Source organism: Candidatus Methylomirabilota bacterium, from assembly GCA_035936835.1.
GTDB lineage: Bacteria > Methylomirabilota > Methylomirabilia > Rokubacteriales > CSP1-6 > AR37.
The window spans coordinates 43858-56640 of sequence record DASYVT010000023.1 but is presented as its reverse complement, the minus strand read 5'-3'; the positions used below and the strand labels follow the sequence as shown (position 1 = coordinate 56640).

The 12783-nt window shown below is 69.9% G+C and carries 15 protein-coding genes; all 15 read right to left on the bottom strand.

The features are described from left to right. Positions 1–37: 37 nt before the first annotated feature. Genes VGV06_02370 through VGV06_02300 form a run of 15 tightly spaced genes read right to left on the bottom strand, consistent with a single transcriptional unit; the run spans position 38 to position 12703 of the window. The gene (locus VGV06_02370) at positions 38–670 is read right to left on the bottom strand and encodes a lysophospholipid acyltransferase family protein (protein ID HEV2054001.1); all 633 of its coding nucleotides are present in this window, start codon (positions 668–670) and stop codon (positions 38–40) included. Further along, the gene (gene cmk / locus VGV06_02365) at positions 658–1356 is read right to left on the bottom strand and encodes a (d)CMP kinase (GenBank protein ID HEV2054000.1); all 699 of its coding nucleotides are present in this window, start codon (positions 1354–1356) and stop codon (positions 658–660) included. The genes VGV06_02370 and cmk overlap by 13 nt, the downstream gene beginning before the upstream one ends. Then, entirely contained in the window at positions 1353–2666 is a 1314-nt protein-coding gene (gene aroA / locus VGV06_02360) for a 3-phosphoshikimate 1-carboxyvinyltransferase (protein HEV2053999.1), read from the bottom strand. The genes cmk and aroA overlap by 4 nt, the downstream gene beginning before the upstream one ends. Continuing rightward, complete coding sequence (locus VGV06_02355; protein HEV2053998.1) at positions 2666–3514, bottom strand: prephenate dehydrogenase/arogenate dehydrogenase family protein; 849 nt, start codon at positions 3512–3514, stop codon at positions 2666–2668. Before VGV06_02355 ends, aroA begins: the two co-directional genes overlap by 1 nt. Continuing rightward, positions 3511–4626 (bottom strand): histidinol-phosphate transaminase, encoded by a 1116-nt coding sequence (gene hisC / locus VGV06_02350; protein HEV2053997.1) that lies wholly within the window; start codon positions 4624–4626, stop codon positions 3511–3513. Before hisC ends, VGV06_02355 begins: the two co-directional genes overlap by 4 nt. A 10-nt stretch (positions 4627–4636) precedes the next feature. Next, on the bottom strand, positions 4637–5698 hold the full coding sequence (pheA, locus tag VGV06_02345; protein HEV2053996.1) for a prephenate dehydratase: 1062 nt from the start codon (positions 5696–5698) through the stop codon (positions 4637–4639). A 20-nt stretch (positions 5699–5718) separates the two neighbouring features. Beyond that, entirely contained in the window at positions 5719–6468 is a 750-nt protein-coding gene (locus VGV06_02340; protein ID HEV2053995.1) for a pseudouridine synthase, read from the bottom strand. Continuing rightward, positions 6413–7054 (bottom strand): SMC-Scp complex subunit ScpB, encoded by a 642-nt coding sequence (gene scpB / locus VGV06_02335; GenBank protein ID HEV2053994.1) that lies wholly within the window; start codon positions 7052–7054, stop codon positions 6413–6415. Before scpB ends, VGV06_02340 begins: the two co-directional genes overlap by 56 nt. Next, on the bottom strand, positions 7047–7859 hold the full coding sequence (locus tag VGV06_02330; GenBank protein HEV2053993.1) for a segregation/condensation protein A: 813 nt from the start codon (positions 7857–7859) through the stop codon (positions 7047–7049). The genes scpB and VGV06_02330 overlap by 8 nt, the downstream gene beginning before the upstream one ends. Continuing rightward, positions 7856–8848 (bottom strand): tryptophan--tRNA ligase, encoded by a 993-nt coding sequence (gene trpS, locus VGV06_02325; protein ID HEV2053992.1) that lies wholly within the window; start codon positions 8846–8848, stop codon positions 7856–7858. Before trpS ends, VGV06_02330 begins: the two co-directional genes overlap by 4 nt. Beyond that, positions 8845–9618 carry a glycosyltransferase family 2 protein gene (locus VGV06_02320; protein ID HEV2053991.1) on the bottom strand — a complete coding sequence of 258 codons (774 nt, stop codon included), beginning with the start codon at positions 9616–9618 and terminating at the stop codon, positions 8845–8847. Before VGV06_02320 ends, trpS begins: the two co-directional genes overlap by 4 nt. Next, a complete protein-coding gene (gene waaC, locus VGV06_02315; GenBank protein HEV2053990.1) occupies positions 9615–10646 on the bottom strand; it encodes a lipopolysaccharide heptosyltransferase I in 1032 nt (343 codons plus the stop codon). Before waaC ends, VGV06_02320 begins: the two co-directional genes overlap by 4 nt. Then, positions 10643–11152, bottom strand: a complete 510-nt coding sequence (locus VGV06_02310; protein HEV2053989.1) for an adenylyltransferase/cytidyltransferase family protein — start codon at positions 11150–11152, stop codon at positions 10643–10645. Before VGV06_02310 ends, waaC begins: the two co-directional genes overlap by 4 nt. Next, positions 11130–12146 (bottom strand): PfkB family carbohydrate kinase, encoded by a 1017-nt coding sequence (locus VGV06_02305; GenBank protein HEV2053988.1) that lies wholly within the window; start codon positions 12144–12146, stop codon positions 11130–11132. Before VGV06_02305 ends, VGV06_02310 begins: the two co-directional genes overlap by 23 nt. Further along, positions 12134–12703: an HAD family hydrolase gene (locus VGV06_02300; GenBank protein ID HEV2053987.1), complete on the bottom strand. Its 570-nt coding sequence runs from the start codon at positions 12701–12703 to the stop codon at positions 12134–12136. Before VGV06_02300 ends, VGV06_02305 begins: the two co-directional genes overlap by 13 nt. Between the last annotated feature and the right edge of the window lie 80 nt (positions 12704–12783).

The following is a 12783-nucleotide window of genomic DNA, read 5'->3' as shown; positions in this document are numbered from 1 at the left end:
GGGGCCTCGACATGGCCCCCGTACTCCCCCCACACTCCTAAGGATCCCCGGAGCGTGTCGTGGCGCTCTGCGCCTTCAACTGCGCGATCCCGCGCATCATCTCCTCTGTAGCCTCCCGGTAGCGCTCCTTGCGGCCGGAACCGATCGGGGCCTTGAAGTGTAACGCGGGACCGAAGCTCACGCTCACTTGGCTGCGCCGGGGCCAGACCGCGCCCTTGGGCAGGGCCTCGAGGGTGCCCGAGACGTACGCGGGCACCACCGGCGCCCCGCTCGTGACCGCGAGCATCCCGACACCGGGCTTCCCTTCCCCAAGACGGCCGTCCAGGCTGCGCGTCCCCTCCGGAAAGACCAGGAGCGCCTTGCCTTGTTCGAGCAACAGCGCGGCTATTCTGAGCGCACCCGGGTCCGAGCCCTCGCGGCGCACCGGCCGCGCGTGGAGCGCCCGGAACAACCACCCGAAGAGGGGGATCCGGAACAGCTCCGCCTTCGCGAGGAAATAGATCTGGCGCCGCGCCGCCCCGCCGATTACCGGCGGATCGAGAATGCTCTGATGGTTCGAGACGATGAGCGCAGGCCCCGAGGACGGGATGTGCTCCGCTCCTCTCACGCGGAGTCCGAACCACGCCCGCATCAGAAACACCACCAGCGGCTTCAGGATCAGGTACAGCACCGCGCCTGCTCCACCGCGTCGAGGATCCGCAAAACCACCGCCTCCGGGGAGAGCGCCGTCGAGTCGACCGTCACGGCCCCCGGCGGCTTGCGGAGCGGCGCGAGCGCCCGCTCCATGTCCTGGCGGTCCCGCAAGGCGACCTCCGCCTTCACCCTTTCGTAGTCGGCGGGCAGGCCGCGCGCGGCCAGCTCGTCGCGGCGGCGGCGGGCCCGCTCGGCAAGGTCCGCGTCCAGGTAGACCTTGACCTCCGCGTCGGGGCAGACCACGCTGCCCGTGTCCCGGCCCTCAAGGACGACCCCGCCGGCGGCCGCGAGGCTCCGCTGGAGCGGCGTCATCTTGTCGCGCACCGCTCTGAGCGCCGTCAGCCTCGACGTCGTCAGGGCGATCTCGGGCGTCCTGATCTCGGCGGTGACGTCGCGGCCGTTGACCAGCACGCGCCCGCTGGTGCCCCCGCCGGCGCCCATGTCGGCCAGCTCGACGGTCGTCCGGGCCAGCAGCGCTCCGACGCCGATCTCGTCCTCCGGCGACACGCCCGCCTGCATGAGCGCCCACGCCAACGCGCGGTACAGCGCGCCAGTGTCCACGAGCCTGAACCCGAGCCGGCGGGCGACCTCGCGGGCGGTGGTGGACTTGCCCGCGCCGGCCGGGCCGTCGATGGTGATGACGGGATCGCGTCGGCAAGTCACGGCAGTTCTTCCAGGCAGGGCGCGCCGGCCAGCGTGTTGACTGTCGCGACAAAACCGGGGTACGAGGTCCCGATGCATTCGGTGTCTTCGACGATCGTCTCTCCCTCCGCGACGAGGCCGGCCACGCAGAGCGCCATCGCCATGCGGTGGTCGCCGCCGCTCTGGACGCAGGCGCCGCGGAGCCGCGTGCCGCCTTCGATCTCGAGGCCGTCTGGAGTTTCGGTGATGCGCGCGCCCAGCGTGCCGAGCTCCGTGGCGACGAAGCGGATGCGGTCCGATTCCTTCACGCGCAGCTCCGCTGCGTCGGTGATCCGCGTCCGTCCCTCTGCCATGCAGGCCGCCACCGCGAGCACGGGCACCTCATCGATGAGGCGCGGGATCATCGGGCCGCCCACGAGCGCGCCGCGGAGAGTCGCGCTGCGGGTCGTGAGGTCGGCGACGGGCTCGCCCGCCGCCAGGGCGGCGTGGCTCCGGCCTACCGAGGCGCCCATCGACTCGAGCGCGTCGAGGAGCCCCGCGCGCGTCTCGTTGACACCCACGCCCGTGACCGTGATCTCCGCCCCCCGCACGATCGTGCCCGCTACCAACAGGAAGGCCGCGGAGGAGATGTCCCCCGGTACGGCGACGCCCTGTCCGCGAAGCTCGGCCCCCGGCGTGAGCGTGACGGTCGTGCCGTCGACCGACAGCCCCGCCCCGAAGCCCGTCAGCATGCGCTCCGTGTGGTCGCGCGAGCGCACAGGCTCCGTGACGGTGACGGGCCCGTCCGCCCAGAGACCGGCCAGCAGCAGCGCCGTCTTGACCTGGGCTGAGGCGACGGGTGAGTCGTAAGCAATCGCCTTGAGCGGCCTCGTCCCTCGCACTCCCAGCGGCAGGCGCGAGCCGTCTTCGCGGCCGACCACCATGGCGCCCATGCGCGTCAGGGGTAGGCCGACCCGTCTCATGGGCCGCCGCCGCAGCGAGTCGTCGCCCGTCAGAAAGGTCCAGAAGGGCTGTCCCGCGAGGACGCCCATGAGCAGGCGGACCGCTGTGCCAGAATTGCCGAGGTTGATGACCTGCTCGGGCTCGCGCAGGCCGAAGAGCCCGGCGCCGTCAACGAGGTAGTGCCCCGGGCCCTTCCGCGTCACGAGGACGCCGAGGGCGCGGACCGCCTTGAGCGTGTTCAGGCAGTCCTCCCCCTCGAGGTAGCCCGTGATCTCCGTACGTCCCGAGGCGATCGCGCCGAAGAGGGCCGCCCGGTGAGAGATGGACTTGTCCCCCGGCACCTGGACCGTGCCGCAGAGCCGCTTGGGAGCCCGCACGCGGATCCGCATCACCCAAGCCTCGTCCGGGTCATGCGGATGCGCTCCAGCTCGGCCTCGATGCGCGGCGCGTCGCCTGAGCGCAGCACGCGCTCGAGGTCGTCCAGCGCCGCCCGGAAAGCCGCGACGGCTTCGGCCAGCGCTTCGCGGTTCTCCTCGAAGATCTCCCTCCAGACGGTCGGGCTCGACGCCGCGATGCGCGTGGTGTCCTTGAAGCCCCGCGCGGCCACGTCGAAGAACTGCGGATCCATCCGGACCACGGCATCCACGAGCGCGTCGGCCACGAGGTGCGGCAGGTGGCTTATGGCGGCCACGGCCCGGTCGTGGGTGGCGGGATCCATGGTGACGACTCGCCCGCCGGCCCCTTCCCAGAATTCCGTGACGCGCTTGACGGCGTCCCGCGCGGTGCGGTCGGTGGGCGTGAGGATGATCGTGGCGCCCCGGAAGAGATCCGCGCGGGAGACCGCGAAGCCCGAGAGGTTCGATCCCGCCATGGGGTGGCTGCCCACGAAGTCGAGCGGCCGCGAGACGCTGAGCGTCTCGGCAACGCGCACGATCGCGGCCTTCGTGCTGCCGACGTCGGTGATGAGGGCCTGCGGCTCGGCTGCCTGCCACACGGCGGGCATCTGATGCTCGAGGGTGGCGACGGGGGTCGCCAGGACGACCATGTCGGCGCCGGTCAGGCCCTCTCGAAGATCGGTCGTGACGCGGTCGACGGCCCCCTCGCTGAGAGCCAGCGCGAGGTTTGCGGGGTTGCGGCCGACCCCCACGATCTCCCGCGCCAGCGATTCGGCGCGAGCCGCCTTGGCCACGGAACCGCCGAGGAGCCCCAGCCCGACAACGGCGAGGCGGCGGATCACCCGACCTTGCCCTCCGCCAGGACCTTCTTCAGCGCCTTGATCAGGCGCCGATTTTCCTCAGGCGTGCCGATGGTCACGCGGAGCGCCGTCTCCATGCCGAAGCTCGACATGGGGCGCACGATCACGCCCTCCTTCAAAAGGCGCTGGAAGACGTCGCTGCCGCTCCGGGCCACGTCGAGAAGGATGAAGTTGGCGCGCGAGGGCACGTACTTCAGCCCCATCGATGTGAACTCGTCGCACAGGAAGTGCCGTCCAGCCTCATTCATCCGCAGGCACTCGAGGATGTGCGAGTCGTCCTCGAGGGCTGCCAACGCGGCCACCTGGGCGAGCGAGTTGACGTTGAAGGGCTGCCGGATCCGGTTGAGAAGGGCGACGCAGTCGGGGTCCGCGATCGCGTAGCCTACACGAAGCCCCGCAAGGCTCGCGGCCTTGGAGAAGGTCCGCAGCACGGCGACCTTGCGGCCCTGCTTCATGTACTGGACCGAGTCGGGGAAGTCCGGCCCCTGGGCGAACTCGAAGTAGGCCTCGTCGAAGACCACGATGACCTTGTCCGGCACGCGCGCCATGAAGGCCGCGACCTCCTCCGCCGTCACGAGGGTCGCCGTCGGATTGTTCGGGTTGGCGATGAACACTATCTTCGTCATCGGCGTGATCGCGCGCGCCATGGCCTCGAGGTCGAGCCGATGGTCCTTCAGGGTGACAACTACCCGGATACCACCGGCGGCTTGGACGATCATGGGGTAGACGACGAACGTCGGGTGCGGGATGATCGCCTCCTCGCCCGGCCGCAGGAAGCCTCGCACGAGCAACTCGATCAGCTCGTTGGAGCCGTTGCCCATGATGATGTGCTCGGGCGTGAGCCCGTGACGCCGCGCCAGCGCGATACGCAGGTAGTGAGCGCTGCCGTCGGGGTAGCGGTTCAGATGGGCCAGCGCCTCCGAGATGGCCTTGAGGACGCGCTCCGAGGGCGGCAGGGGGTTCTCGTTCGAGGCGAGCTTGATGACGTCGGTCAGGCCGAACTCGCGCTCGAGCTCCTCGATCGGCTTCCCCGGCTCGTAGGGGTCGATCCCGAGGATGTGGTCGTTGGCGAGGGATTCCCAGGACACAGTCATGAGCGGCTCCTTAGGCGGCCGGGTAGGATCCGAGGATCTTCAGGAACTGGCAGCGCTCCTTGACCTCGTCGAGAACGGCCCGGACGTCATCGGTATCGCGGTGACCCTCGAAGTCGACGAAGTTCACGTACTCCCAGGGGCGCCGCTTGGTTGGTCGCGATTCGATCTTGGTCATGTTGAGCCGGCGCGCGGCGAAGGGCTGGAGGATGCTGTACAGCACGCCCGGCTCGTTCTTCATCGAGAAGAGGATGGAGGTCTTGTCCCGCCCCGTGGCACCGACCGGGCGGCGTCCGATCACCAGGAAGCGTGTGGTGTTGTATGGATTGTCCTCGATGCGCTTCTGCAGCACAGGCACGTCGTACGTCCGGGCTGCCAGCTCCGAGGCGACGGCCGCCACCGTCGGGTCGTCCTTCGCGCGCTCGGCCGCCGCGGTCGTCGACGACATCTCCTCGGTGCGGGCGTCGGGCAGGTGGGCCAGCAGCCACTGCCGGCACTGCGCGAGCGCCTGCGGGTGGGAACAGACGACCTTGACCTCGCCGAGCTCGCCGGCCCTCGACAGCAGGTGCTGGCTGATCTCGAGCGTGAGCTCGCCCGTGATCAGGGCCTCCGAGTCGATGAGGCGGTCGAGCGTGACGTTGACCGGCCCTTCGGTCGAGTTCTCGACCGGCACCACGCCGTATTCCGCGCGCCCCCGCTCGACCTCCTCGAAGATGTCCGCGATGGTCTTGATCGGGATGAGGTGGGCCGAGGTCCCGAAACGGCGCATCGCCGCGGCGTGGGTGAAGGTGCCGGCGGGACCGAGGTACCCGACGGGCAGCGGATTCTCGAGGGCGAGAGAGGCCGAGAGGATCTCCCGCCAGACGGCGCGGACCGCCTCAGCGCTCAGGGGGCCTCGATTCAGCGCGGCGAGGCGCTCCAGGACCTGGGCCTCGCGCTCCGGGACAAAGTACGGCCTGTCCTGCTGCCGCTTGAGCTCGCCGATCTGAAGGGCGGCGTGTCCGCGCTGGTTGAGAAGGTTGAGGATCTGCTCGTCGAGGTCGTTGATCCTGGATCGCCAGTCGTCCAGGTCCATGAAGGGCTCCTGATGCGGATCTATCGGCGAATCCTGGGTAGTATAGGCGAAGCGCCTTGGTGGCGCAAGTTCCGCAGCGCATCGAGCTCGGCTGGGGTCAGGGCACGCGTCTGCCCCAACGGGAGCGCCCCCAGACGCAGCGGGCCGAACTGGACGCGGCGCAGACGCATCACGGGGTGGCCGAGGGCCTTGCAGTAGCGCTTCACCTCGCGGTAGCGCCCTTCCTTGAACGTCACGCTGAGCCACGTGCTCGCCTTCCCGCGCCTGAGGATTCGGACGGCCGAGGGCAGCGCCGGACCGTCCGGCAGAAGTACGCCGCGCCGCCACCGCTCGAGGTCGCCCGGCCCGACGTGGCGCTCCACCTCGGCCTCGTAGACGCGGGGGATCTCGTAGCGCGGATGCAGCAGCCGGTTGGTCAGCTCGCCGTCGTTTGTGAGGAGCAGGAGGCCCTCGGCGTCGTAGTCGAGCCGCCCGACGGGGAAGAGCCTGGGCGTCTCCCGCGGCAGGAGATCCATCACCACCGGGCGGCCTTCGGGGTCATGGAGGCTCGTGACGTAGCCGCGCGGCTTGTGGAGCAGCACGTATGCGTACGCCTCGCGCGCGCCGACCGGGCGGCCGTCGAGGGCGATGAGATCGGTCGCGGGGTCCGCCTGGGCACCGGGCTCGAGCCGCACCGTTCCGTTGACGGTGACGCGGCCGGCCTCGAGCAGCGCCTCAGCCCCGCGGCGTGACGCCAGCCCCGCCTGGGCCAGGATCTTGCTGAGCCGCATCGGTGGCAGGGGAGATCTCCACGGCGTCGCCGGATCCCGCCGCCCCCGCGGCGTCTGGCGGGGTCTCCGGGATCACGAGATCACCCTCGACCTTGGGCAGGTCGGCCAGGTCTCTCAGGCCGAAGGCGACCAGAAAGTCGCGCGTCGTCTCGTAGAGGAACGGCCTGCCGGGCGAGTCCTTCCGCCCGGCGATGCGGACCATGCGGCGGTCGAGGAGGTTGTCGAGGACCGCTTCAGAGTTGACGCCCCTGACGGCGTCGATGTCGGGACGGGACGCCGGCTGGCGGTATGCGATGATGGCGAGGGTTTCCAGCGACGAGCGCGACAACCGGGAGCGCGTCCGGCTGCGGGCCAGCTTCACGAGCCAGGGCGCGACCTCGGGCCGCGTCACCAGGCGGAAGCCGCCGCCCACCTCGATGATCTGGAGCGCCCTGCCCTGCCCGTCGAGCCGCTCCCCGAGCACGCGCACCAGCTCGCGAGCCTGGCCCGCGGAGGGAAGGTCGAGCACCTCCTGGATTCGCTCGGCTTCGACGGGAGCCTCAGAGGCAAAGAGCAGCGCTTCGAGGACGTCGATAGGCTCAGTCATGCGTGGTCTCTCCATGGGTAGACGCGTCGCTGCGCGGGATGACGTCCGAGGCCGTATCGGTCGGGGAGGCCGACTCGATGACGATCTCCCCGAACAGCTCGGCCTGGTGGGCGCGCGCCTGCCCGAGCCTCACCAGCTCGAGCAAGGCAAGCAGCGTCACGATCCACTCGGCGCGGACGCGCTCTTGCCCGGCGACGGACGAGAAGAGGATGGACCACGTGTGCCGCAGCAGCTCGATGACCTCGCCCATGCGCTCGAGGACCGAGAGCGGGTTCGGCTCGATCTGGCGCGGCGTCTGGCGCTTCTGCTCCTCGATGAGCCGCGTGATGGCCCTCTGCAGGAGATGAACCGAGAGGTCCTCAAGCGGGACGTCCTCGGGCGGCGGCAGATCGCCGACGGTGCGGCCGTAGAGCAGCGCCTGCTCCGCCTCGCGCTCGCCGAGCCAGGCGCCGAGCTCCTTGACGCGCGCGTACTCGCGCAGCCGCTCGGCCAGCTCCTGGCGCAGCAGCTCGCCCTCCTCGTCGAGGGTGTCCGGCGGCGCCTCGGGATCGACCGGCAGCAAGAGCTTGGACTTGAGGTAGATCAGGGTGGCGGCCATGACCATGAAGGCGCCGGCGGTGTCGAGGTCCTGGAACTGCACCGACTCGAGATGCGCGAGGTACTGCTCGGTGATGGTGCGGATGGGCAGGTTGGCGAGGTCGACCTCGCTGGTCCTGCAGAGGTGGAGCAGCAGATCCAGCGGACCGACGAAGGACTCGACCCTGACGGTCAGGCCCTGCGGCTCCGTCTCCGTGTCCGCACTCAATTGGGCTCCAGGTTGATCACCGCGCGGACTTCGTCCATGGTCTTCTTCGCGAACTCGCGCGCCTTCTTCGAACCCTCGTGGAGGATCTCCACGATCTCGCGCGGCTTGGCCGCGAAGCGCTCGCGCCGCTCACGAATCCCGGCGAGCGGCGGCAGCATGTGGGTGAGCAACACCGCCTTGCAGTCGAGGCAGCCGATGCCCGCCGTCCGGCAGCCGGTTGCGCAGGCCTCGCGCGGCGCCTCGGGAGTGAAGATCTTGTGGAGGTCGAAGACCGGGCAGAGGTCCGGGTTGCCCGGGTCACTCCGCCGCTTCCGGGCGGGATCCGTGATCATCGGCTTGACCTTGGCTGTAATCACCTCGGGCGTGTCCGACAATAGAATTGCGTTGCCGAGCGACTTCGACATCTTTCGGCCGTCAGTCCCCGGCACCTTCGGGATCTGGGTCAGCTTGGCCCCGGGCTCCGGGAAGACCGGCTTCCACGTGTTGTTGAAGCGCCGCGCCACCTCGCGCGTCAGCTCGACGTGCGGCACCTGGTCGATGCCGACCGGCACCCATTGCGGTTTGTACATGAGGATGTCCGACGCCTGAAGCAGCGGGTACCCCAGTAGCCCGTACGAGGGCGACGCGATCCCCAGCTGCTCCACCATTTCCTTGTAGGTGGGGACGCGCTCGAGCCAGCCGACCGGCGTCACCATGGAGAACAGGAGATGGAGCTCCGCGTGCTCGGGCACCAGCGACTGGATGAAGAACGTGCTCCGCTCCGGATCGAGACCCGCGCCGAGCCAGTCCGCCAGCATCTCGATCGTGCTGTCCGGCGCCTGGCCGCTGTTCTCCGCGTCTGTCGTGAGCGCGTGCCAGCTCGCAACGAAGTAGAAACAGTCGTACTCGTCCTGGAGGCGCACCCAATTCTCGAGCGCGCCCAGGTAGTTGCCGAGATGGAGCTTGCCCGTGGGGCGCATGCCGGAGACCACCCGCTGCTTGGAGGTCATGACGCTCCCGGATCTCCCTGTCCCGAGCCCCGGCGCGCTTCCCAGGCCTTCGCCATGCGGAGGAACACGTAGTTGGCGTAGAGCACGGCGAGCACGAAGCCGCGCCAGCCGTCGAGGAAGCCTAATCTCAGGACGTACATAGAGAGGAACCGCCCGAGCGGACGGAGCGCCAAGTCGGCGAGTCCCGCCCGTCCGCCGCGGCTGACGATCTCCTGGGCCGCAAGCGTGGAGTACCGGTTCGAGCGCGCGACGAAATCCTCGAGTCCGCGGTACGAGTGGTGCAGCATCGGCTCGACGAGGGGCTCGACGTGGCCCTCGACCACGGCCGATTCGTGCACCGCGCTGTCCGCAAAGCGCCCGGCGTCCCGTCGGAAAAGGCGGAGCTGGTAGTCCGGATAGAGCCCGCCGTGGCGCACCCAGACGCCCCAGAAGACGTTCTTCCGTGGGATGGAATAGCCGTCGGCTGGCCCGTTCGCGCGCACGATGCGGCCGATGCGCTCCCGGAGCCCGGGGGGGACGCGCTCGTCGGCGTCCAGCGACAGCACCCACTCGCCGGTCGCCTGTTCGAGCGCGAAGTTCTTCTGCGCGGCGAAGCCGGCCCACGGCCGCACCCAGATCTTGTCCGTGAACTCGCGCGCGACCTGGACGGTCTTGTCGGTGGACTCGGCGTCGATCACGATGATCTCGTCCGCCCAGGCGACGCTCTCGAGGCAGGCGCGCAGCCGCTCCTCCTCGTTCCAGGCGATGATGGCGACGCTGAGCCGGTTCACTCCGCGCCCTCGAGCATGCCTCGCGCGGCCTCGAAGACTCCCGCGACCTCGAGTCCGGCCATCGTGCCGTCCGGACTCTGCAGTCCCCGGCAGAGCTTCCCGTAGGGGCCGTTGCGCTCGGCGCGGGTCGGCCCGTAGAGCCCGAGAGACGGCGTCCCAAGCGCCGCCGCCAAGTGGAGCGGCCCCGTGTCATTGGCGATCATCAGCCGGCAGCGCTTCAAGAGGGCCGCGAGCTCGCCGAGGTCCGTCGGCGGGGCGAGGAGCGCGCTGTGCCCCGGCAGCGCCAGGGAAATCTCGCGCGCCATGTGCGCCTCGTCGGGGCCCCAGAGCAGCAGGAGACGCGCGCCCGCTTCAGTGGCCAGCCGCTCGGCCAAGGCGCCGAAGCGCCCCACAGACCACCGCTTCTGCGGATGGCCCGCGCCCGGGTTCATCGCGACCAGCCGGTCGCCGGGCTTGACGCCCTCCTTGACGAGGAGCTCCTCGATCCGGCGCTCCGCCGCCGCGCGCGCGGGCACGTGGAACTCCGCGGGCCCCGGTTCAATACCGAGCGGGGCGAGGAGCGCCAGGTACTGCTCGACGATATGGCGTGCCGAGTCGGGGGGCGTCACGCGACGGTTGGTGAAGAGCGCATTCCAGCGCTCGCGGCACCGGCCCGCGCTGAAGCCTATCCGCAGGGGCGCCCCTGTGTAGGCTGTCAGGAGCCCGCTCTTGAGCAGTCCCTGGAGGTCTATGGCCACGTCGAAGGAGGCGCGGCGGATCCTCTCTCGGAGCCGCCCGACCTTGCCCAGCACCTGGCGGGCTCCCGCCGGGCGCCAGATGAGCCTGCGCCACAGGCGCGTGTCCACCGGCACCACCGCGTCGAGATCGGGGTGGTCGCGGAGGATCGCGTACTCGCGCGCCTCGACCACCCACGTCAGGTGCGCGGAGGGGAGCGCGCGCCTGAGCGCGTGCGCGACCGGGAGGGCGTGGACCACATCGCCCAGTGAGGACAGCTTGATGATCGCGATGCGCGGGCTGCGCGACGTCATCGCCCCGCCCCGGGCTTCTCTCCGAATCTCTCCCCGAATCTCTCCAAGATGAGCCGGATGAGGTCGCGCGTGGCGTGGCTCTTCGGATCCCCTGCGATGGCGACGCGCCCTCCGGCCGAGAGAACCGCGCTCCGTTCCGGCACGGACTCCGCCGTGTAGTCGGTGCCCTTGGCGTGCACGTCGGGCCGGAGTCTCGCCACGAGAGCTTCAGCTGTGTCGTCCTCGAAGATAACCACGCCGTCCACGGACCTCAGCGCGCCGACGATCTCCGCGCGCTCGGTGGCCGTCATGATGGGCCGCCCCGGCCCCTTGAGCCGGCGCACGGAAATGTCCCCGTTGACCCCGACCAGGAGGGCATCGCCGAGCGCGCGGGCCTCGCTGAGGTAGCGCACGTGGCCGACGTGGAGGAGATCGAAGCAGCCGTTGGCCAGGACCAGCCGCTTGCCCTGGCGCCGCCAGCCCTCGGCAAGACGGGCCGCCTCGTCAACGCCGAGCAGCGGCGCCATCGTCGCCAAGCGACTCGGAAAGCTGCTGCGGGGAGACCGTCGCCGTGCCTCGCTTCATCACCACCACGCCGCCGGCCACGTTGGCGAGCCACGCGGCCTCGACCGCGCCTGCGCCTGCGGCGAGCGCGACGGTAAAGGCGCTGATCACGGTGTCTCCCGCGCCGGTCACGTCGGCGATCTGGTCGCTCCCGTGAATCGGCATGAACGTCACGGGACCCTCGCGCTCGAGCAGCGCCATGCCCCGGTTGCCGCGCGTGACCAGGAGATAGCGCGAATCGAGCCGCTCGAGCACCACGCGCCCGGCCTTCTCGAGAGCGCTGTCGTCCCCCAGCTCGGTCCCCGCCAGCGCCTCGACCTCGGGCTCGTTTGGAGTCGCCGCGGTCGCGCCCCGGAAGCGCGGCAGGTCATAGCGGCTGTCCACAGCCACGATGGCGCGGCGCCGGCGGGCCGTCTCGAGGACGGCCTCGAAAACCCCCGCCGTGACGGTGCCGTAGCCGTAATCGGAGACGAGGAAGGCGTCGGCTCCGCTCCCGACCGCCTGCACGGCGGCGATCAGCCGCGCCTCGACATCGCCCGGCAGGCTGGGCTCGGGCTCGCGGTCCAGCCTGACGACCTGCTGGCGCGTGGACTCGTAGCCGCCTGCCATGATGCGCGTCTTCACCGGGGTCAAGCGCCCCGCGGCCCTGCTGACGCCCTCGGATGAGATCCCGGCTTCGCCGAAGAGCCGCAGGACTTCGTCTCCCGCCGGGTCTCTGCCTAGGACGCCTACGGGCAGGGACGTCGCCCCGAGGGCACGGACATTGTGAGCGGCATTCGCGGCGCCGCCCAGGCGAACCTCGCCGTCCGTGAAGCGGAGGATGAGGACGGGCGCCTCCCGGGAGATGCGCGCGGGCTTGCCGTAGAGGTATTCGTCGGCGATGAGGTCGCCGACGACGACGATCCTCTTGCCGGTGAATCCCGTGATGAGCGCGCGGAGCCTCTTCACCGGGAACATGACATGTCCAGTCTCCCCAGCGCCCATAGGACGGCGTCGAAGAGATCCTCGGCCACGTGGTCGGGCCCGAGCGTCCACTCGTGCCGCCGATTCTCCCATTCCCCACGGCCGTACCCCGTGAGCACGAGGACCGTCGCCACGCCCGCCGCTTGACCGGCCGCGACATCCGACGGCTTGTCGCCGATCATCACCGACCGGGATAGATCCAGACCCATTTCCGCTGCCGCGCGGAGCAGGAGCCCCGGCTTGGGCTTCCGGCACTCGCACTCAAGGCGGAATGGTGGCTGCCCGGCTGTCGGATGATGGGTGCAGACATAGAGCGCGTCGAGCCGCGCTCCCTGGTCGCCCAGCTGGCGCTCAACCTCGGCGTTGACCGCGTCGAGTGTCTCTTTCGAAAAATAGTCTCGCGCAATGCCGGCCTGGTTGGTCGCCATCACCGCAGCGATCCCTGCCCGATTGAGGCGGGCCACAGCGGCGGGCGATCTCGGCAGCATGCGTACCCGGCTGGGGTGATTGATATACCCCGCCTCTTCGATCAGACAACCGTCACGGTCCATGAACACGGCGGAACGGCCAGTGGACGCCGGGGACATGAGGGCAGTGTAATGCCCCGGCCCGGATTGATCAATGAAAATCC